17 protein-coding genes are annotated in these 21542 nt (G+C 67.0%); 7 read left to right on the forward strand and 10 right to left on the reverse strand.

The genetic code is table 11. The annotated features are described in order from the left end of the window. Positions 1–79 precede the first annotated feature (79 nt). A complete protein-coding gene (locus WJ542_RS11720) occupies positions 80–427 on the reverse strand; it encodes a hypothetical protein (protein ID WP_411189451.1) in 348 nt (115 codons plus the stop codon). A 121-nt stretch (positions 428–548) separates the two neighbouring features. After that, complete coding sequence (locus WJ542_RS11725) at positions 549–1322, reverse strand: arylesterase (RefSeq protein ID WP_411189452.1); 774 nt, start codon at positions 1320–1322, stop codon at positions 549–551. Between the two features lie 6 nt (positions 1323–1328). Between WJ542_RS11725 and WJ542_RS11730 the strand changes: the two genes are divergently transcribed. Further along, complete coding sequence (locus tag WJ542_RS11730; protein ID WP_411189453.1) at positions 1329–2066, forward strand: ABC transporter ATP-binding protein; 738 nt, start codon at positions 1329–1331, stop codon at positions 2064–2066. 42 nt (positions 2067–2108) lie between these two features. On the opposite strand, the gene pgi is transcribed toward WJ542_RS11730, so the two are convergent. The 3 genes from pgi to WJ542_RS11745 all read right to left on the reverse strand — a co-directional run bounded on the left by pgi (position 2109) and on the right by WJ542_RS11745 (position 6956). Further along, entirely contained in the window at positions 2109–3728 is a 1620-nt protein-coding gene (gene pgi, locus WJ542_RS11735) for a glucose-6-phosphate isomerase (protein ID WP_411189454.1), read from the reverse strand. A gap of 207 nt (positions 3729–3935) precedes the next feature. Then, positions 3936–5528 carry an NAD(P)H-hydrate dehydratase gene (locus tag WJ542_RS11740; protein ID WP_411190533.1) on the reverse strand — a complete coding sequence of 531 codons (1593 nt, stop codon included), beginning with the start codon at positions 5526–5528 and terminating at the stop codon, positions 3936–3938. Positions 5529–5660: 132 nt separating this feature from the next. Next, positions 5661–6956: an FAD-dependent oxidoreductase gene (locus WJ542_RS11745; RefSeq protein WP_411189455.1), complete on the reverse strand. Its 1296-nt coding sequence runs from the start codon at positions 6954–6956 to the stop codon at positions 5661–5663. 393 nt (positions 6957–7349) lie between these two features. On the opposite strand from WJ542_RS11745, the gene purL reads away from it, so the two are divergent. From purL to WJ542_RS11765, 4 genes are all read left to right on the forward strand, one after another. Beyond that, a complete protein-coding gene (gene purL / locus WJ542_RS11750) occupies positions 7350–11435 on the forward strand; it encodes a phosphoribosylformylglycinamidine synthase (RefSeq protein WP_411190534.1) in 4086 nt (1361 codons plus the stop codon). 141 nt (positions 11436–11576) lie between these two features. Continuing rightward, complete coding sequence (locus WJ542_RS11755) at positions 11577–11825, forward strand: type II toxin-antitoxin system Phd/YefM family antitoxin (protein ID WP_411189456.1); 249 nt, start codon at positions 11577–11579, stop codon at positions 11823–11825. After that, complete coding sequence (locus WJ542_RS11760; protein ID WP_411189457.1) at positions 11822–12208, forward strand: type II toxin-antitoxin system VapC family toxin; 387 nt, start codon at positions 11822–11824, stop codon at positions 12206–12208. The genes WJ542_RS11755 and WJ542_RS11760 overlap by 4 nt, the downstream gene beginning before the upstream one ends. 103 nt (positions 12209–12311) lie before the next feature. Beyond that, positions 12312–13436, forward strand: a complete 1125-nt coding sequence (locus WJ542_RS11765; protein WP_411189458.1) for a Fic family protein — start codon at positions 12312–12314, stop codon at positions 13434–13436. A gap of 108 nt (positions 13437–13544) precedes the next feature. Here the strand turns inward: WJ542_RS11765 and WJ542_RS11770 are convergent, their stop codons facing one another. The 5 genes from WJ542_RS11770 to WJ542_RS11790 form a co-directional block, all read right to left on the reverse strand. Continuing rightward, positions 13545–14324 carry a peptidylprolyl isomerase gene (locus tag WJ542_RS11770; RefSeq protein WP_411189459.1) on the reverse strand — a complete coding sequence of 260 codons (780 nt, stop codon included), beginning with the start codon at positions 14322–14324 and terminating at the stop codon, positions 13545–13547. 92 nt (positions 14325–14416) lie between these two features. Continuing rightward, complete coding sequence (locus WJ542_RS11775) at positions 14417–14728, reverse strand: BolA family protein (RefSeq protein WP_411189460.1); 312 nt, start codon at positions 14726–14728, stop codon at positions 14417–14419. Continuing rightward, the gene (locus tag WJ542_RS11780; RefSeq protein ID WP_411189461.1) at positions 14725–15258 is read right to left on the reverse strand and encodes a septation protein A; all 534 of its coding nucleotides are present in this window, start codon (positions 15256–15258) and stop codon (positions 14725–14727) included. Before WJ542_RS11780 ends, WJ542_RS11775 begins: the two co-directional genes overlap by 4 nt. Before the next feature lie 63 nt (positions 15259–15321). Continuing rightward, positions 15322–15741: a peptide-methionine (R)-S-oxide reductase MsrB gene (gene msrB / locus WJ542_RS11785; RefSeq protein ID WP_411189462.1), complete on the reverse strand. Its 420-nt coding sequence runs from the start codon at positions 15739–15741 to the stop codon at positions 15322–15324. 57 nt (positions 15742–15798) lie between these two features. Next, positions 15799–17442 carry a protein adenylyltransferase SelO gene (locus tag WJ542_RS11790; protein ID WP_411189463.1) on the reverse strand — a complete coding sequence of 548 codons (1644 nt, stop codon included), beginning with the start codon at positions 17440–17442 and terminating at the stop codon, positions 15799–15801. 141 nt (positions 17443–17583) lie between these two features. Between WJ542_RS11790 and WJ542_RS11795 the strand changes: the two genes are divergently transcribed. Together WJ542_RS11795 and WJ542_RS11800 are read left to right on the forward strand one after the other, a co-directional pair. After that, positions 17584–19278 carry a 3-(methylthio)propionyl-CoA ligase gene (locus WJ542_RS11795; protein WP_411189464.1) on the forward strand — a complete coding sequence of 565 codons (1695 nt, stop codon included), beginning with the start codon at positions 17584–17586 and terminating at the stop codon, positions 19276–19278. 180 nt (positions 19279–19458) lie between these two features. Further along, positions 19459–21540: a 3-hydroxyacyl-CoA dehydrogenase NAD-binding domain-containing protein gene (locus WJ542_RS11800; RefSeq protein ID WP_411189465.1), complete on the forward strand. Its 2082-nt coding sequence runs from the start codon at positions 19459–19461 to the stop codon at positions 21538–21540. Positions 21541–21542 lie beyond the last annotated feature (2 nt).

Here is a 21542-nt window from a genome sequence, read left to right on the forward strand (position 1 = left end):
AACAAAGCCCCGCAGTCGAACTGCGGGGCTTTGTTTTTTGCGGTCGTTGCGAGAGGTGAAAGAGGCGGTGCAACGGTCGTCAGAGGCAGGCGCTGATGTCGCCCGTGGCGCCGCTGTCCGCGCCGGCGCCCGCGCGCAGGCCCACCCAGGTCTTGCCGCTCGAGGACCAGGCGGGGCGAACGATCGCGGCGCCGCCGTTTGGCGGCTGCTGGCCCGGCATGTAGACGTCGGCGGCCTGGTCGTTTGCGACGACCGTTTGCGTCACGACCTGTTGCTGCGAGCGGTCGGCCCACTTCTGCGCGATGCATTGCGCCACGGCCCCCGGCGGCTGCTGGCTCGTGCCCACGGACTGCGTGCCGCTTGGGATCGGCTGGTTCGCGCAGGCACCGAGTGCTGCCGTTATGACAATAAGAGGTAAATATTTCACGCTTGACTCCCTCCAGTCAGGGTCGATCGGAATCGGACGCATGCCGCTCGTCCGGCAAAGGTTCCATGACCGATTCGCCGGGGCCCGGAGCCGCAAGACGCCGCTTGACGTCCTGCTCCGGCTAGCGCCGGGCACCGCTCTCCAGCAGCGGCTTCAGCGTCGGCCACACGTTATCGAGAAGCAATGACTGTGCCTGCTGGGTGGGGTGGATCTGGTCGGACTGGAAGAGGTCGGGTTTGTCGGCGAGCCCGGCAAGCAGGAACGGGACCAGCGGCACGTTCAGTTCCTTCGACAACTGGCCATACAGGCCATGGAATTTCTGAGTGTAGTCGGGGCCGTAATTGGGCGGCACGTACATGCCCACGAGCATCGGCTTCGCGTTGCCCTTGCGGACTTCGGCGATGATGGCGCGCAGGTTGCTGTCGGTGGTGGAGAGCGGTACGCCGCGCAGCGCGTCGTTGGCGCCCAGCTCGACGATCACGATGGCGGGCTTGAGGCGTTGCATCACGAGCGGCAGACGCGCGAGGCCGCCGCTCGTGGTGTCGCCGCTGATGCTCGCGTTCGCGACGCTATAATCGATTCGGTCGCTGGCCAGCCGCTCGCGCATCAGCGCGACCCACCCGGTGTCGCGAGGTAGTCCGTATTCGGCGGAGAGACTATCGCCGAGCACGACGATCATGGGCTTCGCGGCGTTGACCGCGGTTGGCGCCGCAGTCGGTGCCGTAGCCGCGCAGGCCGCCTGGGCGGCGAGGGCAAGACCGCTTGCGGCGAGTCCGGCGGCGAGAAATGCGGAGAGCGATGTGGAAAGAAGCGCGGCGAAGCATCCGGCGAGTTGGGTGCGTGCGGAGGAAAATGCGCTGCGAAGCGCCTTGACGGCTAACCTGTGCTTGATCATGTGCGAATGAATAGCGATCCAGTCATCGAAGTGCGGGGGTTGTGCAAGCGGGTCACCGATGCCACCGGTGAGCTGACGATCCTCGAGGGCATCGACCTCACCGTTGCCGCCGGCAGCAGCGTGGCGATCATCGGCGCGTCGGGCTCGGGCAAGTCTACGCTGCTCGGCCTGCTAGCGGGGTTGGACAGTGCGAGCGCGGGCTCCGTTCGGCTGCTGGGCCAGGAGCTGACCGGGATGGCCGAGGATCAGCGTGCGGCGCTGCGCAACGGCTCGGTGGGTTTCGTGTTCCAGTCGTTCCAGTTGATGCCGCATCTCACGGCACTCGAGAACGTTGCGCTGCCGCTGGAACTGCAGGGCGGCATGGCCTCGCGCGAGGCCTATCTGCGCGCCCGCGCGCTGCTCGAACGTGTCGGCCTCGGCCAGCGCACCGCGCACTATCCAAAGCTGCTTTCCGGCGGCGAGCAGCAGCGCGTGGCGCTCGCTCGCGCGTTCGTCACCCACCCGTCCGTGCTCTTTGCCGACGAACCGACGGGCAGTCTCGACGCCGCCACGGGCCATGCCGTCATCGACCTGATGTTCGAGATGAATCGCGCGAACGGTGCGACGCTCGTTCTGGTCACGCATGACATCGATCTTGCGCGCCGCTGCGATAGCACGGTGACGATCGAGGCAGGCCGGCGCGTGATGCCTGGGGCGCTGGATGCCGGTGCGCGCACGTCCGGCCAGGTCGAGGCGGGCCGCTAGGAAACGAGGCACAGGGCGCGCCCTTGTGCCTCAGTTCCGTTCTCAGCGCTTGAGCGCGGCGCGTGCCCGTGCGATCAGCGCGGCCGTCGACGAATCGTGCGCCTTCACGTCGCCCGGCGCGGCCGTGAGGTCGGCCTCCACCACCTTGCCCAGAATCTTGCCGAGCTCGACGCCCCACTGGTCGAACGGGTTGATATCCCACACCGTCGCCTGCACGAGCACCTTGTGCTCGTAGAGCGCGATCAGCGCGCCGAGCGAGCGGGCCGTGAGCGCGTCCACGAGCAGCGTCGTGGTCGGGCGGTTGCCGGGGAACATGATGTGCGGCACGAGTTCGGGCTTGTCCGGGCCGGCGATCTTCCTGGCTTCTTCCTCGGTGCGGCCGAGCATCATCGCCTCGCTTTGCGCGAAGCAGTTCGCGAGCAGCTTCGGGTGATGATCGGCAAGCGGATGCTCGGGCGTGAGCACGGCAATGAAGTCGATCGGCACGATCGTCGTGCCCTGGTGAAGCATCTGGAAGAACGCGTGCTGGCCGTTCGTGCCAGGCTCCCCCCACGTAATCGCCGAGGTCGCGTAATCGACGAACTTGCCGTCGAGGCGCGCCTGCTTGCCGTTGCTCTCCATTTCGAGCTGCTGCAGGTACGAAGGCAGATAGTGCAGCGCCTCGGAGTACGGCGCGACGAGATAACTCTGCGAACCGAAGAAGTTGCGATACCAGATGCCGATCATGCCGAGCAGCACCGGCAGGTTCTTTTCGAGCGGGGTCTCGCGGAAGTGCTTGTCCATGTCGTGCGCGCCCGCGAGCAGCTCGTCGAACTGCTGCGGCCCGATCGCGATCATGATCGAGAGGCCCACGGCCGACCACAGCGAGTAGCGGCCGCCCACCCAGTCCCACATCTCGAACACGTTGTCCTTTGCGATGCCGAACTTCACGACCTCGGCCGGATTGGCCGAGACGCCGACGAAGTGCTTCGCGAGCGCGCTTTCGGGGCAGCCGTGCTTGACGAACCAGTCGCGCATCGAACGCGCGTTCGTCATGGTTTCGAGCGTCGTGAAGGTCTTCGAGACGATGATGGCCAGCGTCTCTTCCGGATCGATGTTTTCGATGACGCGCCACAGGTCCGCGCCGTCGACGTTGGAGACGAAGTGCGACGTGATCTCGGGCAATTCGAGGTGCTGGAGCGCGTGCACGACCATCTTCGGCCCGAGGTCCGACCCGCCGATGCCGATGTTCACGACGTGACGGATGCGCTTGCCCGTATAGCCGGTCCAGGCGCCGCTGCGCACGGCGTCGGCGAATTTCGCCATTTTTGCGCGCTCGGCGAGGATCTGCGTATGGAAGGGCGCGTCGGGCTCGGTCGCGCGCAAGGCCGTGTGCAGTGCCGCGCGGCCTTCCGTCGGGTTGACGATCTCACCCGCGAACATGGCGTCGCGGCGCGCCTCGACGCCGGCCTCGCGGGCGAGCTGCACCAGCAGCTTCAGCGTGGCGTCGGTGATGCGGTTTTTCGAGAAGTCGGCCGCGAGGCCGCCGCCCGCGTACGTGTAGCGTTCGGCGCGGGTGGGCGCGGGGTCGTTGGCGGGCGCGAACCAGTCACGCAGGCGTTCGTTGCGGATCTGTTCGTAGTGCGCCTGAAGCGCGGACCATGCAGGGAGGGGATTCGTCATGTTCGTCTGGCGGGGAAGAACGAATGGAGAACGCGCGGGCGCGAGGTCGCCGGTGAGGCAGGCGAAGGCTGTACGCGCCGCAGGGATGCGAGCCCGCGTCCAATGGATTTTGGGCTACGCGGTGAATCAGTATAGCGGTCCCGCGCGTGCCTGCGCGAAGCGTGTCCCGCGCACGGTCGTGCGTTTTGCAGGCAACAGCCGCGAACGTCAGCCACGCGACGAGTAGAACAGCCGGTTCATCAGCCGCCGCACCGCCGGCGCCAGTTCGCCTGCCGTGAGACCCGCGGGGCCGGTGCCTTCGGCGCTGAGCGTGTCGGCGGCGAGCCCGTGCAGCCAGACGCCCGCGAGCGCCGCTTCGAACGGTGGCAGGCGCTGCGCGAGCAGGGCGCCGATCAGGCCGCCGAGCACGTCGCCCGTGCCGCCTGTCGCAAGCCCCGCATTGCCGGTGGGGTTGACGGCAACGCGGCCGTCCGGCGCCGCAATGACCGTGCCGCTGCCCTTGAGCACGGCCACGGCGGCGAGGCGGGCCGCCAGCGCGCGTGCGGCGGCGAGGCGGTCGCGCTGGACCGAGGCCGTTTCGGTGGCCAGCAGGCGCGCTGCCTCAAGCGGATGCGGCGTGATCACGCACGGTAGGGTGCGGGCGGCGGCGCGCGCCGCGAGGGCTTCGTCGCGGGCCACGAGGTTGAGTGCGTCGGCATCGAGCAGAACGGGGGCGTCGAGCTGCAGGATCTGGTCGACGAGACTGCGGGCCGAGGCGCTGCCGCCCATGCCGCAGCCCGCGGCGACGGCGTCGAGCGTGCCGAGCGCGAGCTTGCCTGCGGCATGCAGCATCAGTTCGGGATGCGGCGGATCGTAGGGTGGCGCGTCGCTGCCGATGAAGCCCACGTGCACCTTGCCCGCACCCGTCAGCAGCGCGGCGCGCGCGGCGAGGATGGGCGCGCCGCACATGCCGGTGTCGCCGCCGATCACGGCGAGCGTGCCGTACGTGCCTTTGTGCGTCGAGTAGTCCCGGGCGGGCAGCGAGGGGGCGAAGAGCGACGGGGCGTTCAGGCGTGCCGGGCCTGGGGCATTCGGTGCATCAATGCCCGCTGTGACACCGATCGGCGCGACAGTCACGGCACCCGCGTAATCGCGGCCCTCGCCGGTGTAGAGGCCGGGCTTGGCCGCGATGAAGGTGACCGTGTGCGTTGCGCGCACGGCGGGGCCGGTGCCGACCACGTTGCCGGTGTCACTGTCGAGGCCGCTCGGCACATCCAGCGCGAGCACGTGGCCGTCACTGCGCGCCCTGGCCGAGAGGCGCGCGGCGAGACCGGCGAAGACGCCTTCGAGGCCGCGCGCGAGCCCGATGCCGAACATGCCGTCGACGAGCCAGCCGTAGGCGTCGAACGCATCGGGCGGCACGGCGCCGATGGGCACGCCAGCCGCGCGGGCTTCGGCCAACGCCCAGCAGGCGTCGTCCGGCTTGACCTCGACGGGCATGCAGACCTCCACGGGCACGCCCGCGCGGTGCAGTTCAGTTGCGACGACCAGGGCGTCGCCGCCGTTGTTGCCTGGCCCGGCAACGAGCCAGACGGGCCGTCCTGCGGCCGGCGAGGGCGCATGGGCGATGTGCTCGCGCAGGAAGCGGGCGGCGGCGGCCCCGGCGCGCGCCATCAGCGCATGCGCGGGCAGTTCGGCCTGTGCCGCGGTCTCGGCGACGCGCAGTTCCGCGACGGTAAGGAGCGGCACGGCCTCGTCGTGTGGCGTAACCAGGGTGGGGACGGCAGAGCCGGAGCGATGGGAAAGCGGCGAATCGGGCATGGCGTCGGCGAAGCGGAGGGTATCGACAATGCAACGATACCTGAGCGACCCCGGCCGGGCGAGGGCGGTCACGCTCCGCCGCCGGCCGGGCTGCCGCGCAGGTCGGGCGGCAGCCGTCGGCGCGAACGGGTTTTAGCCGCGCTCGGGCCGCAGCGCGGCGACGGTTTCTGCCGGCAACCCGGGCGCGATGCCCGACACCTGTTGCGCGACAAGCTGCGCCGAGCCCAGCGCGAGCGCCCAGCCCGCGGGCCCGTGACCGGCGTTCACGAAGAGTCGCGGATGCCCCGCGTTGCCGACCGCGGGCAGGCCGTCGGCCGAAAGCAGCTTCATGCCTTCCCACGCGAGGGCTGCGGAAATGCGCGCCGCGCCGGGTGCCCAGTCGCGCGAAGCCTCGCCGAGCAGGGCGAGCGCGTCTTCGGTCAGCGCCTCGGGCAGCGGCTCGTCGATCTGGCGGGCGTGCAGCAGCACCGCGCCGCCCGAGATGCGCAGGCGGTGGTTCACGCGTGTGATCGCGATACGCCGCGCCGCGTCGACGATCGTGTGGTGCGGCACGCACTCCTCGTGCGCCACCGGGGCGTTCAGCGTGTGCACGCGCAACGGATAGAGCGGCAGCTTGATCCCGAGCGGCGCGAGCAGGCGGGGCGTCTGCGCGCCCGCGGCAACCACCACGGCGTCGGCGGAAATCACTTCGACGTCGCGCGAGCGAGCCTCGTCGGGCTGGCGCGGCGCGAGCTCCACGGCCGCGCGGCCGCTTTCCAGCCGGATCGCGCTGACCGCGCGGCCCGTCTGGAACTGCACGCCGCCCTGCATATCGAGCACCTGCTTGAGCTGCTTCACGAAGAGCGGACAGTTCGCCACCCGGCCGTTCTCGAAGTGCACGCCGCCCGCGAACGGCGGGTCGGCGGGGAGATTGGGTTCGAACGCAAGGCATTCGGCGGCGCTGAGCGCATGGTGCGGCACCTCGAAGCGGCGCAGCAGTTCCAGCGCGGGCTGCGTCAGCGCCCATTCGTCGCTGCCGCGCACGAGGTAGACGAGGCCCTCGCGCTGTTCGTACTCGAGCTGGAAGCGGCCTTCGGCGTCGGCCAGGACGGCTTCCGCCGCGTCGATCAGCGGACGCAGCAGCGCGTAGCGCGCCTCGAAGGGCTCGGAGCCGTGGAGGGCGCCCAGTCGCTTGACGAACGCGCGCGCCTGGCCGGTAAAGCCCGTCTTGCAGATCACGCCGCCCGTGGACTGCCGGCCGTCGCGCAGGAACGTGGGACCGAACCACACGTCGATCGGCGTGGGCAACGCGATGCCGCTGTGGCCGTAGGTGGCGCCTTGCGCGACCGTGGCGTGGCGTTCGACCACGCAGACGCGATGGCCCGCCGCGCGCAGTTGGTAGGCGGTAGCGACGCCGGCGATTCCGCCGCCAATGACGATGACATCCATGACGATACGATCTGCAGGCAGATGGCGCGCCGATGACCGCTGTGATGACGGTCAGGTCGTGCCGTGCCGGGGTAGGGCGTGCGGCGCGAGCTTCCGCAGATTGACGGGTTCGCGCGCCGATCGGGTGAAACGCGCAATGATAGCAGCCAAACGGGGCGGCTCGCCATGTGCGGCGTGCTGGAAAGCTTCCCGGCGGGTCGGCTGGAGCGGGCCTTCCGGGTTATAATCGCGATCTCCCTTTTGCCTGATGTCGCCCCTCGCGCGCGACGCATCGCCATTTTTGCGATGGCCGCCGCGCGAGGCGAAATTTGCGCCCCGGCTTCATGACGCAAATTCGTGACGCAGATTCGCGACACCAACCCGCGACGTAACTTCGACGCAACGCCCCAGTCCATGGCCCACTTCTCGTGTTTCCCCGGCGCTTCGGCCCTCTCCGACTTCCGTCAAACCCGCCTTCTCGAAACGCTCCAGCGTATCGACGCCAACATCGTCGGCGTGCACGGTCAGTATCTGCACTTCGTCAATGCGGCTGCGCCGCTCAGCGCCGAGGACAGCGCGAAGATCGACGCGCTCATGCACTACGGCGCGCCGTTCGCGGCACCGCAGGAGCGCGGCGGCGCCGTGACGTTCCTCGTCGTGCCCCGCTTCGGCACGGTGTCGCCGTGGGCGAGCAAGGCCACGGACATCGCGCATCACTGCGGTCTCGAACAGGTACGCCGCATCGAGCGCGGCGTCGAATATACGGTCGTGCTGAAGTCGGGGCTCCTCGGCGGCAAGAAGACGCTTTCCGACGAAGCGCGCGAAGCGGTCGCGGCGGCGCTGCACGACCGCATGACCGAAAGCGTGGCGGCCTCGCGCGACACGGCGCAGCAACTCTTCGACGAACTGCCCGCGAAGCCGATGCAGACCGTTGACGTGCTGGGCCACGGCCGCAAGGCGCTGGAGACGGCGAACGGCGAACTGGGCCTCGCGCTCGCCGACGACGAAATCGACTATCTCGTCAACGCGTTCACGAAGCTCGAGCGCAATCCCACCGACGTCGAGCTGATGATGTTCGCGCAGGCCAACAGCGAACACTGCCGCCACAAGATCTTCAACGCGACCTGGACGATCGACGGCCAGGAGCAGGAGCTCTCGCTCTTCGCGATGATCCGCAACACCGAGAAGATGAGCCCGCAAGGCACGATCGTCGCGTACTCGGACAACTCGTCGATCATGGAAGGCGCCGTGGCCGAGCGCTGGTTCCCGCGCAAGAACGGAGCGGACGGCACACCGGGCGAGCAGTACGGCCGCCACACCGAACTCACGCACACGCTGATGAAGGTGGAGACGCACAACCACCCCACGGCGATCTCGCCGTTCGCGGGCGCGGCAACGGGCTCGGGCGGCGAAATCCGCGACGAAGGCGCGACGGGCCGCGGCGCCCGTCCGAAGGCCGGTCTCACGGGCTTCACGGTCTCGAACCTTGATTTGCCCGAAGCACGCGAAACGTGGGAAAACGCGCGCGACGCGGCCACGCCGCCCGCGCACCGCAATCCGGCCGATGAGGCGCAGGCCTATGGCCGTCCGGACCGCATTGCCTCGCCGCTGCAGATCATGATCGACGGGCCGCTCGGCGGTGCCGCCTTCAACAACGAATTCGGCCGCCCGAACCTGGGCGGCTATTTCCGCGTCTACGAGCAGAATGTTGCGGGCACCGTGCGCGGCTACCACAAGCCGATCATGATCGCGGGCGGCATCGGCAATATCAGCGCGCAGCACACGCACAAGCATGACCTGCCGGCGGGCACGCTGCTGATCCAGATCGGCGGCCCCGGCATGCGCATCGGCATGGGCGGCGGCGCGGCCAGTTCGATGGCGACCGGCACCAACACGGCCGAACTCGACTTCGACTCCGTGCAGCGCGGCAATCCGGAAATCGAGCGCCGCGCGCAGGAAGTCATCAACTCGTGCTGGCAACTGGGCGAAGGCAACCCGATTCTCTCGATCCACGACGTGGGCGCGGGCGGTCTCTCGAACGCGTTCCCCGAGCTCGTGGACGGCGCCGACAAGGGTGCGCGCTTCGAACTGCGCAAGGTGCAACTGGAAGAATCCGGCCTCTCGCCGCGCGAAATCTGGTCGAACGAATCGCAGGAGCGCTATGTCCTCGCGATTTCGCCCGCCGACCTGCCGGCCTTCGAAGCGATCTGCGTGCGCGAGCGCTGCCCTTTCGCGGTCGTGGGCGTCGCGACCGAAGCGCGCGAACTCAAGCTGATCGACACCGACGAAGCGGCGCTTGCCGCGAACGGCGGCCACCAGCCCGTCGACATGCCGATGGACATCCTGCTCGGCAAGCCGCCGCGCATGCATCGCGACGTCGCGCACGCGAGCACGCCGCTCGTGCCCGTGGACGTGACCGGCATCGCCTTCGACGAAGTCGCGAAAAGCGTGCTGCGCCATCCGACCGTCGGCAGCAAGTCCTTCCTCATCACCATCGGCGACCGCTCGGTGGGCGGCACGAGCGTGCGCGACCAGATGGTCGGCCCGTGGCAGGTGCCGGTGGCCGACTGCGCGATCACCGCGCTCGACTACGCCGGCTACAAGGGCGAGGCGATGACGATGGCCGAGCGCACGCCGCTCGCCGTGATCGATGCGCCCGCATCGGGCCGCATGGCCGTGGGCGAGGCGATCACGAACATCGCGTCCGCGCCCATCGCCTCGCTCGACAAGCTCAAGCTCTCGGCGAACTGGATGGCCGCATGCGGCGCGCCGGGCGAGGACGCCGCGCTCTACGACACCGTGAAGGCGATCGGCATGGAACTGTGCCCGGCGCTCGGCATCGGCATTCCGGTGGGCAAGGATTCGCTCTCGATGCGTACGAAGTGGAACGACGAGGGTGTCGCGAAGGAAGTGGTCGCACCGGTGTCGCTCATCATCTCGGCGTTCGCGCCGGTCGAGGACGTGCGCCGCCATCTCACGCCGCAACTGCGCCGTACCGACGAAGCGGGCCGCAGCGTCGATTCCGTGCTGATCGCGATCGATCTGGGCCGCGGCAAGAACCGCCTCGGCGGCAGCATCTTCGCGCAGGTCACGCAGCAGGTGGGGGACGCGGTGCCCGACGTGGACAGTGCGGAAGACCTCAAGCAGTTCTTCACGGCCATCCAGCAACTGAACGCGAACGAGCAACTGCTCGCGTACCACGACCGCTCGGACGGCGGCCTCTGGGCCACCGTCTGCGAAATGGCGTTCGCGGGCCACACCGGTGTGTCGCTGAACGTGGACATGCTGGCGCTCGACTCCGACCACGAATCCGACTACGGCGACGCAAAGGACTGGGCGAAGCAGACGAGCGGCCGCCGCGAGGACCGCACGCTGCGCGCGCTCTTCTCCGAGGAGCTCGGCGCCGTGATTCAGGTGCCGGTACAACAGCGCGACGCCGTGTTCGCCGTGCTGCGTCAGCATGGTCTTTCGGCTTGCTCGCACGTGGTCGGCCAGTTGAACGACCGTGACGCGATCGAGATCTATCGCGACGCGAAGCGTATTTACGAAGCACCGCGCGCCGAACTGCAGCGCGCATGGAGCGAAGTGAGCTGGCGCATCGCGCGCCTGCGCGACAATCCGGCCTGCGCCGATGCCGAATACGACGCGTTGCTCGACGCGGCCGATCCGGGCATGCAGCCGCATCTTACGTTCGATGCGGCCGACGATATCGCCGCTCCGTTCGTCGCGACCGGGGCGCGCCCGCGTGTCGCGATCCTGCGCGAGCAGGGTGTGAACTCGCATCTCGAGACCGCCTATGCGTTCGACCGCGCGGGCTTCGACGCGCACGACGTCCATATGAGCGACCTGCTGGAAGGCCGCGCGACGCTCGCCGATTTCGCGGGCGCCGTGGCGTGCGGTGGCTTCTCGTATGGCGACGTGCTGGGCGCGGGCGAGGGCTGGGCGAAGACGATCCGCTTCAACGCCAGGCTCGCGGACATGTTCGCCGCCTTCTTCGCGCGTCCGGACACGTTCGCGCTCGGTATCTGCAACGGCTGCCAGATGTTGTCGAGTCTCGCCTCGATGATCCCCGGCGCGGATGCGTGGCCGAAGTTCACGCGCAACAAGTCGGAGCAGTTCGAAGCGCGCTTCTCGCTCGTGGAAGTGCAGAGTTCGCCGTCGATCTTCTTCGCAGGCATGGAAGGTTCGCGCATTCCGGTGGCGGTGGCGCACGGCGAAGGCTACGCGGACTTTTCGCAGCAGGGCGACCTTGCGAAGGTGGCGGTGGCGATGCGCTACGTCGATCACCGCGGACAGGCTACCGAGGGTTATCCGTTCAACCCGAACGGCTCGCCGCAGGGCATCACCTCGGTGACGACGCCCGACGGCCGCTTCACGGTGCTGATGCCGCACACGGAGCGCGTGCAGCGCACGGTGACGATGAGCTGGCATCCGCAAGCGTGGGGCGAGGCGAGCCCGTGGATGCGCGCGTTCCGCAATGCGCGCAAGTGGGTGGGCTAAGACAGCGTTGGCCTTGCCTTGACGACGAAAAGCCGACCCGCGAGGTCGGCTTTTTGTTGCGTGGCATTCAGTATCGATTCGGTGTCGGCTTGATTCGCGAGATTAGCCAGACTAGACTAAGCATATTAAACGGGAGCGCCCATGAACTACGTCAATATGCTCGAAGCCAAGTCGTCCCTGTCGCGCCTGGTGGAGGATGTCGAATTGGGGCGCGAAGCGGAAATCATCATTGCCCGTGGCGGCCGGCCGGTCGCGCGACTCGTGCCGCTGGCTCCGGTCGCGCCCGTAGAACGGCGTATTGGCGTGGCCAAAGGGCGCTTCGAGGTTCCCGACGACATCGACGCTCATAATGAAGAGGTGGCGAATCTCTTCCATGGAAGCGGCGCGTGAATCTTCTGCTCGACACGCATATCGCGCTTTGGGCCATCACGGATAGCCCGAAATTGTCCTCGACAGCGCGGGATCTGATTCTGGCGCAAACCAGTACTGTCTTCGTGAGTGTTGCGAGCCTCTGGGAAATCGGCATCAAGCATTCTTTGCAACGCGGCGATATGCCGGTCTCCGGAAAAGCCGCATTGGATTACTTCCGGGAAGCGGGGTATCGCATCCTGCCAATCGAAGCCGAACATGCAGCGGCCGTCGAAACACTGCCGTCGCACCATCAGGACCCGTTCGACCGGCTCCTCGTGGCCCAGGCGCTGACCGAACCGCTGCGCCTGATCACGCATGACCGGCAAATTGCGCGATATAGCGACACCATTATCCTGGTCTGATCGATACGGACTGAGCCAGATTGCGGCGAATAGGGCCTTTAATCACCGCATAAAATGCGGCGATTAACTTGCCCTTGCGGCGAATAGCGGCCATAATCACCGCATGAATAGCGGCGATTACACCTACATCTGGCAAGCCGGCGACTGGCCGAACTGGCGTTTCGACCTGGCGAAACTGGCAGCGCCCATGGCCGAGGTCAGTCGCGCCCAAGGCGTGTTGACGGGGCGGCTGGCCGATGTCGGCCTGGCGTTGCGCGACCAGGCCAGCCTTGCCGCGCTCACCGAGGACGTGGTCAAGACCAGCGAGATCGAGGGCGAACGGCTCGACGTTCAATCGGTGCGCTCGTCCATTGCCCGCCGTCTGGGTGTGGACGTCGGTGCGCTCGCGCCGGTGGACCGTCATGTGGAAGGCGTGATCGAGATGGTGCTCGACGCCACGACCCACAGCCAGTCTCCGGTCACAAGGGAACGCCTGTTTGGCTGGCACGCCGCGTTGTTCCCCACGGGCTATGCAGGCCTTTCCCGGATCAACGTTGGCGTCTGGCGCGACGACGCCAGCGGCCCTATGCAGGTGGTGTCGGGTCCGATCGGCCGCCAGCGCGTGCATTTCGAAGCACCGCCCGCAAACCGGCTGGAGGCCGAAACCGGCCGCTTCCTCGACTGGATCAATGGTCCCGCCAAAGAGCCGCCGCTGATCAGGGCCGCCCTCGGTCATTTGTGGTTCGTGACACTGCACCCGTTCGACGACGGCAACGGCCGGATCGCAAGAGCGATCGGCGATTTGCTGCTCGCCCGTGCCGACGGCAGCCTGCAACGGTTCTACAGTCTGTCGGCGCAGATTCAGCGAGAGCGAGCGGGATACTACGACATTCTGGAGCGCACGCAGAAGCGGGGCCTGGACGTGACGGAGTGGCTGCTCTGGTTCTTCGACGCGCTACATCGTGCGGTCGACCAGGCGCAGTTCACGCTCGACGCGGTGCTGACCAAAGCGCGCTTCTGGCGCGAGTGGGCAACGTCGCCATTCAACGAACGCCAGGTGAAGCTGCTCAACAAACTGCTCGATGGTTTCGACGGCAAGCTCACGAGCGGCAAATGGGCGGCCATTGCCAAATGTTCTTCCGATACGGCCTTGCGCGACATCAACGATTTGCTGACGCGTGGGGTGTTGCGGAAGACGGAGGGCGGTGGCCGGAGCACGAGCTACGAGCTGAGCGAGCTTCCCGGATAGCTGCGTGATCGCGGCCAGCGCGTGCAGCAACAGGCAAAAGGGAGGGCCAACAAAAAACCCGCGCCATCAAGGTCGCGGGTTTTTCGTCGCAGCGACGCACCGTGTGCGTTACTGGATCTTCGCCTGCTTGCGCAGATTCTCTTCGAACGCCTGCAGCTTCTCCTGCTGCAGTTGCTGCACGATCTGCGGGCGCACCTGGTCGAGCGGGGGCGGCGTGATCGCGCGGATGTCGTCCACGCGGATGATGTGCCAGCCGAACTGCGTGTGCACCGGCGTATCGGTCATCTGACCTTTCTGCAGATGCGTTGCCGCTGCGGCGAATTCGGGCACGTAGGCCTTCGGATCCGACCAGTCGAGGTCGCCGCCATTCTTCGCCGAGCCCGGATCCTTCGAATACTGCTTCGCGAGGTCTTCGAAGCTCGCGCCGGCCTTGATCTTCGCGATCAGGTCCTTCGCTTCCTGCTCGTTGTCCACGAGAATGTGGTGCAGGTGATACTCGCTGCCGCCCGCGTCCTTGACCAGTTGGTCATAGCGCGCCTTGACTTCGGCGTCGGTCGGCGGGTTGTTCTTCACGAAGTTTTCGATCAGCGCGCGCAGCACGACCGTCTGCTGGGCCACGGCGATCTGCGCCTTCACGTCCGGCTGGTTCGGAATGCCTTCGCGAATCGCTTCCTGCATCAGGATCTCGCGGTTCACGAGTTCTTCACGCACGGCCGCCTGCAACTGCGGGGAGTCCTGCTGGCCTTGGTGGACGAGCTGTTCGACGAGCGCATCGGCGCGTGCTTTGGGAATCGGCGTGCCGTTCACGACGGCGATGTTCTGCGCGAAAGCGGGAGCCGCCGCGCAAGCAGCCAGCAACACCCAGAGACGGGTTTTCTTCAAGGTCATCGGAAAGTCCTAACAGGGCGAACCCAAAGGGCAACTAAACGGGAACGAATGGGCAACCAAAGGGAAACCAAAAGGCTAACGGGAAAGCAGGGCTACCGTGGCAGCGCTGCAGCTTCTTCGGGCGTGAGCGCCGTGATCGCGAGGGCGTGAATGCCGCGCTGCATCGCCTCGGCCAGCGCATCATACACCATGCGATGCCTTGCCACGCGGGCTTTCCCCGCGAATGCGGCGGCCACGATCGTTACGCTGTAATGGCCGCCGGCCGCGGCGCCGGCATGGCCCGCGTGCTGTGCGCTGTCGTCGCGCACCGAGATCGAGGCGATGGGCGCAAGCGCCGTCGCGAGGCGCGACTCGATCAGCGCCATGCGTTCGGCCGGGCTTGCGTTCAGGAAGACGTCGCTCATTCCTCTTCCTTGATGTAACGCGAAAGCCACAGACTCTGTCCGACGATGAACACCACGAGGATGCCGGTCGCGCCGAAGAGCTTGAAGTCGACCCACGCGTCGGTGGAGAAGTGGAACGCGACGAAGAGGTTCACGAGGCCGAGCAGCACGAAGAAGACCGCCCAGATCAGATTGAGCTGCGTCCAGACGCGATGCGGCAGGGTGATCTGCTTGCCCATCATCGCCTCGATGATGTTCTTGCCGAAGCCCAGTTGCGCGCCCAGCAACGCGACCGAGAAGGCCCAGTAAAGCACGGTGGGCTTCCACTTGATGAAGGTTTCGTCGTGCAGCACGAGCGTCGCGCCGCCGAACACCACGACGATGGCGAGCGACACCCACAGCATGGGATCGACCTTGCGGTGGCGGAAGGCTACCCAGGCGATCTGCACGAGCGTGGCGACGATGGCCACGGCCGTTGCCGTGAAGATGCCCCACAGCTTGAAGGCAACGAAGAAGAGGATGATCGGAAACAGATCAAACAGAAATTTCATTATCGGCCCGGAGGTTGGCGAAATGCGCCGTAAAAAGAGGGCGGGACGCCCAGGGCGCCGCGGTCACTTGGGCTCGAATTGTAGCGCAGCCGAATTGATGCAATACCGGAGGCCGGTCGGGGCGGGACCGTCCTCGAACACGTGGCCCAGATGCGCGCCGCAGTGCTTGCAGCGCACCTCGATGCGCAGCATGCCGTGCGAACGGTCCGTGCGCTCCTCGATCACCTCGCCGTTGATCGGGCGGAAGTAGCTCGGCCAGCCGCAGCCGGCGTCGAACTTCGTATCCGATTCGAAGAGCGGCGTACCGCAGCACACGCAATCGTAGACGCCGCGGTCCCAGTGATCCCAGTAGCGGCCCGTGAACGGGCGCTCGGTGGCCGCATGGCGCGTCACCTGGTAGTCCGTGCCCGAGAGCTGTTTGCGCCACGCTTCGTCGTCCTTGTGGCCGGGATAGGCGGGGGAATTGTGATCGTCATGGCTCATGTCGGGGGTCCTGTCTGGTGAAAGACAACGCTGAAAACGTGGGGCGGGCGCGGCGGCTCACGAAGAGCAGCTCACCGAAAGCGTGCCGGCCCAATCGGGCGGCAGCGCCGCGTAAGCCTCGTGTTCGGGCTGTTCGTCGAATGGGCGCGAGAGCACCCGCGCGAGCCGTTCCACTTCGCTGAAATCCTTTTGTTGCGCGCGCTCGATCGCCGTTTGCGCGAGATGGTTGCGCAGCACGAACTTCGGATTCACACGGTTCATCGCCTCGGCGCGCGCTTCGTCGCCGCGTGGTTCCTCCTGAAGCCGGGCGCGGTAATCGTTTGCCCAGGCGTCGAAGGCCGGGCGATCGAGGAACAGGTCGCGCACGGGGGCGTCGCGGCGTTCCCCCTCCTTCGCGCCGTGCTTCGAGACACCGGCAAGATGGCGGAAGGTCAGCGTGAAGTCGGCACGGTTCGCGTGCATGATCTCGAAGAGCCGGTTCGAGAGCGCGTCGTCGCCCTCGCGTGCGGTTTCGAGGCCGAGCTTGGCGCGCATGCGCGCTTCCAGCGCCGGCGAGAAATAGGTCTTGAAGCGTTCGAGCACGGCCTGGGCGTCGGCCACCGCGCGTTCGCCGCGCGTTTTTTCGTCGGCGCTTTCGTCCGCGGCGTCGCGTTGCAGCCCGAAGAGCGGCAGCAGCGCCTGAGCGAGGCAGAAGAGATTCCAGTACGCGATCTGCGGCTGCATACGGTAGGCGTAGCGCCCCTGCGAATCCGAATGATTGCAGATGTGGTTCGCGTCGAAGCCGTCGATGAAGCCGAACGGACCGTAGTCGATCGTGAGGCCGAGGATCGACATGTTGTCGGTATTCATCACGCCGTGGCAGAAGCCCACGGCCTGCCATTCGACCATGAGGGCCGCCGTGCTGCGCACGGCCTCGTCGAGCAGCGCGAGATAGGGATCGTCGGCTTCGCGCAACTGCGGGTAGAAGCGCGCGATCACGTGATCGGCGAGCGCCTGTAGCGCGACGACGTTGTCGTTCGAGTAGAAGTGCTCGAAGTGGCCGAAGCGCACGAAGCTCGGCGAGACGCGCGTGACGACGGCAGCCGTTTCGCGTTCCTCGCGCCGCACCGGCAGGTCGGAGCCGATCACCGTGAGCGCGCGCGTCGTGGGAATGCCCAGATGATGCATGGCCTCCGAGCACAGGAATTCGCGGATCGACGAGCGCAGCACCGCGCGGCCGTCGCCCATGCGCGAGTAGGGCGTGCGCCCCCCGCCCTTGAGCTGGAGCTCGAAGCGCCGCCCGGCATGTTCGAGTTCGCCGATGCCGAGCGCGCGGCCGTCGCCGAGCTGGCCGGCCCACACACCGAACTGGTGCCCGGAATAGACCGAGGCATACGACATCGCCTCGCCCGCGCGTTCGCGCGTGGTGTTGCCCGCAAAGAGCGCGGCGAACGCAGGACGTGCGGGATCGGCGGCGAGCGCGGGATCGAGCCCGAGCAACGCGGCCGTGCCGGCCGAAAAGCCGACGAGGTAGGGCTCGGGCAGCGGTGCGGCCGGCAGCCGTGTGAGGAATGCCGGACCCAGTGAGGAAAACGCGTCGGCACGCGGCGTGGCGAGCTCGCGTTCGAGCGCCGCGAGCGGGCCCGGCTGGACGTCGGACTGGGCTTCGGGCGAGGCGGCGGGGCCTGCCTCTGAATGGGAAAGGCCTGGTGAAAACGACATGTTGAGCGCCTGTTGAATAGCCGATATTGTAAATCCGCGCCAGCCGGCGTGCTGGCCGGCCGCTCGGAGCCCCCCGGGGCGGGCTGCGGCGGCCGTGAGAACGATCGACAACAGACAAAGAGGGCGAGGAGACCAACAACGATGACTGCGACGACTGCGCCGCTGCTGGGACAGATGATGGACGTGCCGCTCAACCTGTCGTCGCTGCTCGTGCACGCGGCACGGCATCACGGCGACACGCAGATCGTGTCGCGCCGTATCGAAGGCGACGTGCATCGCTACACGTACCGCGAGTGCGAGACGCGCTCGAAGCGGCTCGCGCAGGCGCTCGTCGCGCTCGGCGTGGCGCCTGGAGAGCGCGTTGGCACGCTCGCCTGGAACGGTTATCGGCATCTGGAGGCGTACTTCGGCGTGACGGGTTTCGGCGCCGTTTGCCATACGATCAATCCGCGGCTCTTTCCCGAGCAGATCGCCTGGATCATCAACCACGCGGACGACCGCTACATCCTCTTCGACACCACGTTCGCGCCGCTCGTGGACACGCTCGCGCCGCAATGCCCGAACGTGCGCGGCTGGATTGCGCTGGCCGCGCAATCGCACCGGCCGGACATGCGGACCCCGGTGCTCTGCTACGAGACGCTGCTCGACGAACAGGACGGTCGCTATGACTGGCCGGCGCTCGACGAGCGCTGCGCGTCGAACCTCTGCTACACGTCCGGCACGACCGGCAATCCGAAGGGGGCGCTCTACACGCACCGCTCGCAGGTGCTGCATGCCTATGGCGCTTCGCTGCCCGACGCGATGGCGCTTTCCTCGCGCGACGCGATCCTGCCCGTGGTGCCGATGTTCCATGTGAACGCGTGGGGCATTCCGCACGCGGCGCCGCTGAACGGTGCGAAGCTCGTGCTGCCGGGCAAGGATCTGGACGGCAAGTCGCTCTACGAACTGATGGAAGCGGAGGGCGTGACCTGCTCGGCCGGCGTGCCGACCGTCTGGCTCGGGCTGCTCACCTATATGCGCGAGGCGGGCGTGAAGTTTTCCACGCTCCAGCGCACGGTGATCGGCGGTTCGGCGTGTCCGCCGGCCATGCTGCGTACCTACGAGGACGTCTACGGCGTGCAGGTGATCCACGCCTGGGGCATGACCGAGATGTCGCCGCTCGGCACGCTCGCGAAGCTGAACTGGGAGCAGTCGCAGCGGCCGCTGGATGCACAGCGCGCACTGCTGGAGAAGCAGGGGCGCGTGATTTTCGGCGTCGACATGAAGATCGTCGGCGAGGACGGGCGCGAACTGCCCTGGGACGGCGTGGCCTTCGGCGATCTGCACGTGCGCGGACCGTGGGTCATCGACCGCTATTTCCGCCAGGAGGGCACGCCGACTGTCGACGGCTGGTTTCCGACCGGCGACGTGGCGACCATCGATCCCGACGGCTTCCTCCATATCACCGACCGCAGCAAGGACGTGATCAAGTCGGGCGGGGAGTGGATCAGCTCGATCGATCTGGAGAACATCGCGGTCGCCCACCCGGCTATCGCCGAGGCCGCCTGCATTGCCTGCGCGCATCCTCGCTGGACCGAACGTCCCTTGATCGTCGCCGTGAAGAAGCCCGGCGCCGAGGTCACGCGCGAGGAACTGCTGGCCTTTTACGTCGGCAAGGTCGCGAAATGGTGGCAGCCCGACGACGTCGCGTTCGTCGAGTCGTTGCCGCATACGGCCACCGGCAAGCTGCAAAAGCTCAAGCTGCGCGAGCAGTTCCACGATTACGTCCTGCCAACGGCGCTCGCCGCCGAGGCGTCCTGTCCCATGAACGCGCCAGCGGGCCACGATCCGGCCTGATTGGGCCCGTTTGCGCCGTCTGCCGCAAGAAAACCGCAGCCTTCCACGAACACGCCGGCTGCGGTTTTTCGACAAAAATTGAACGAACGTTCTTTTTTGTGTATCCTGCTTGCTGACCGGGAATGTCGGACAATGAAGCCGGCGACGCACAACGCGGCCCGCAAGCATGGAGGCAGGCAAATGGCAGTGGACTATACGACTCGCGACGGCGTCGCCGTCATCACGCTCAACAACCCGCCCGTCAACGGCCTCGGGCATTCCACCCGGGCCGGCATCGTCGAGGGCATCGCGCGCGCCAACGGCGATCCGGCCGTCGCCGCCATCGTGATCACCGGCGCCGGCAAGGCGTTCTCGGGTGGCGCGGACATCACCGAATTCAACACGCCGAAGGCGACCCAGGAGCCCACGCTCCACACCGTCATCGACGAAGTCGAAAAGAGCGCCAAGCCCGTCGTCGCGGCGATTCACAGCGTCGCGATGGGCGGCGGCCTCGAACTCGCGCTCGGCGCGCACTATCGCATCGCCGCGCCCGGCGCGCAGATCGCGCTGCCCGAAGTAAAGCTCGGCATTCTGCCTGGCGCCGGCGGCACGCAGCGCCTGCCGCGCGCGCTCGGCCTTGAACCCGCGCTCAACATGATCGTGACCGGCACGCCGGTGCTGTCCGAAAAGCTCGCCGGCACGGGCCTCTTCGACGCCGTCGCGCAAGGCGATCTGCTCGACGAGGCCGTCGCGTTCGCACGCAAGGCCGCCGACCAGGCCGGCCCGCATCCGCTCGTGCGCAACCGCAAGATCGAGCATCCGAATGCCGAGGGCTTCCTGCAGTTCGCGCGCAATACGGTGGCCGCGATGGCGAAGAACTATCCGGCGCCCGTGAAGTGCGTCGACGCCATTGCCGCGGGGGCGAAGGACGGTTTCGTGAAGGGCCTCGCGTTCGAACGCGAATGCTTTGTCGAACTCGTGCAGACGCCGGAAAGCCGCGCGCTGCGCCACGCGTTCTTCGGCGAGCGCGCCGCGAGCAAGATCCCCGACGTGCCCTCGAACACGCCCACGCGCGACATCCAGCAGGTCGCGGTGATCGGCGCGGGCACGATGGGCGGCGGCATCACCATGAACTTCCTCAATGCGGGCGTGCCCGTCACGCTGCTCGAAATGAAGCAGGAGGCGCTCGACCGCGGCATCGCGACGATCCGCAAGAACTACGAGGCGCAGGTCAAGAAGGGCAAGCTCTCGGCCGAAAAGCTCGAAGCGCGCATGGCGCTGATCCGCCCGACGCTCACCTACGACGACCTCAAGCAGGCCGACCTCATCATCGAAGCCGTGTTCGAAGAATTGGGCGTGAAGGAAACGGTGTTCAAGCGCCTCGACGAAGTCGCGAAGCCCGGCGCAATCCTCGCCTCGAACACCTCGACGCTCGACGTCGACAAGATCGCCGCCTTCACGAAGCGTCCGCAGGACGTGGTGGGCATGCACTTCTTCAGCCCGGCCAACGTCATGAAGTTGCTCGAAGTCGTGCGCGGCAAGGAGACGGCGAAGGATGTGCTCGCAACGGTCATGCAGCTCGCGAAGAAGATCCGCAAGACAGCCGTGGTGTCGGGCGTGTGCGACGGCTTCATCGGCAACCGCATGATCGAGCAGTATGTGCGCCAGGCGCTCTACCTGCTCGAAGAAGGCGCGCTGCCTGCGCAAGTGGACCGCGCAATCGAGAAGTTCGGCTTCGCGATGGGTCCGTTCCGCATGAGCGACCTCGCCGGCAACGATATCGGCTGGGCGATCCGCAAGCGCCGCTATCAGGAGAAGCCGGACCTCAAGTACTCGAAGATCGCTGATCGCCTTTGCGAAGGCGGGCGTTTCGGCCAGAAGACCGGCGCCGGCTGGTACGACTACAAGGCGGGCGAGCGCAACGCGTTGCCTTCGGCTCTCGTGGACGACATGATCGTCGCGTACTCGAAGGAAGCAGGCATCGCGCGCCGCAAGATCGGCGACCAGGAAATCGTCGAGCGTCTCGTGTACGCGCTCGCGAACGAAGGCGCGAAGATCCTCGAAGAGGGCATCGCCTCGAAGGCGTCGGACATCGACATGGTCTATCTGACCGGCTACGGTTTCCCGCTGTGGCGCGGCGGCCCGATGCTCTATGCCGATACCGCGGGTCTGTACAACGTGGCGCGCGCGATTCGCCGCTACGCCGGGCAGCCCAACGGCGACGCATGGCAGATCGCGCCGTCGCTGGCCGACCTCGCCGAGAAAGGCGGCACCTTCAACTGAGT

The organism is Paraburkholderia yinzeri (genome assembly GCF_046581065.1).
Taxonomy (GTDB): domain Bacteria; phylum Pseudomonadota; class Gammaproteobacteria; order Burkholderiales; family Burkholderiaceae; genus Paraburkholderia.

Excerpts from the sequence above, each read along its gene's own strand:
- WJ542_RS11725 (WP_411189452.1), bottom strand. The coding sequence starts at position 1,322 with ATGATCAAGCACAGGTTAGCCGTCAAGGCGCTTCGCAGCGCATTTTCC.
- WJ542_RS11730 (WP_411189453.1), top strand. The coding sequence starts at position 1,329 with ATGAATAGCGATCCAGTCATCGAAGTGCGGGGGTTGTGCAAGCGGGTC.
- pgi (WP_411189454.1), bottom strand. The coding sequence starts at position 3,728 with ATGACGAATCCCCTCCCTGCATGGTCCGCGCTTCAGGCGCACTACGAA.
- WJ542_RS11740 (WP_411190533.1), bottom strand. The coding sequence starts at position 5,528 with ATGCCCGATTCGCCGCTTTCCCATCGCTCCGGCTCTGCCGTCCCCACC.
- WJ542_RS11745 (WP_411189455.1), bottom strand. The coding sequence starts at position 6,956 with ATGGATGTCATCGTCATTGGCGGCGGAATCGCCGGCGTCGCTACCGCC.
- purL (WP_411190534.1), top strand. The coding sequence starts at position 7,350 with ATGGCCCACTTCTCGTGTTTCCCCGGCGCTTCGGCCCTCTCCGACTTC.
- WJ542_RS11755 (WP_411189456.1), top strand. The coding sequence starts at position 11,577 with ATGAACTACGTCAATATGCTCGAAGCCAAGTCGTCCCTGTCGCGCCTG.
- WJ542_RS11765 (WP_411189458.1), top strand. The coding sequence starts at position 12,312 with ATGAATAGCGGCGATTACACCTACATCTGGCAAGCCGGCGACTGGCCG.
- WJ542_RS11770 (WP_411189459.1), bottom strand. The coding sequence starts at position 14,324 with ATGACCTTGAAGAAAACCCGTCTCTGGGTGTTGCTGGCTGCTTGCGCG.
- WJ542_RS11775 (WP_411189460.1), bottom strand. The coding sequence starts at position 14,728 with ATGAGCGACGTCTTCCTGAACGCAAGCCCGGCCGAACGCATGGCGCTG.
- WJ542_RS11780 (WP_411189461.1), bottom strand. The coding sequence starts at position 15,258 with ATGAAATTTCTGTTTGATCTGTTTCCGATCATCCTCTTCTTCGTTGCC.
- msrB (WP_411189462.1), bottom strand. The coding sequence starts at position 15,741 with ATGAGCCATGACGATCACAATTCCCCCGCCTATCCCGGCCACAAGGAC.
- WJ542_RS11790 (WP_411189463.1), bottom strand. The coding sequence starts at position 17,442 with ATGTCGTTTTCACCAGGCCTTTCCCATTCAGAGGCAGGCCCCGCCGCC.
- WJ542_RS11795 (WP_411189464.1), top strand. The coding sequence starts at position 17,584 with ATGACTGCGACGACTGCGCCGCTGCTGGGACAGATGATGGACGTGCCG.
- WJ542_RS11800 (WP_411189465.1), top strand. The coding sequence starts at position 19,459 with ATGGCAGTGGACTATACGACTCGCGACGGCGTCGCCGTCATCACGCTC.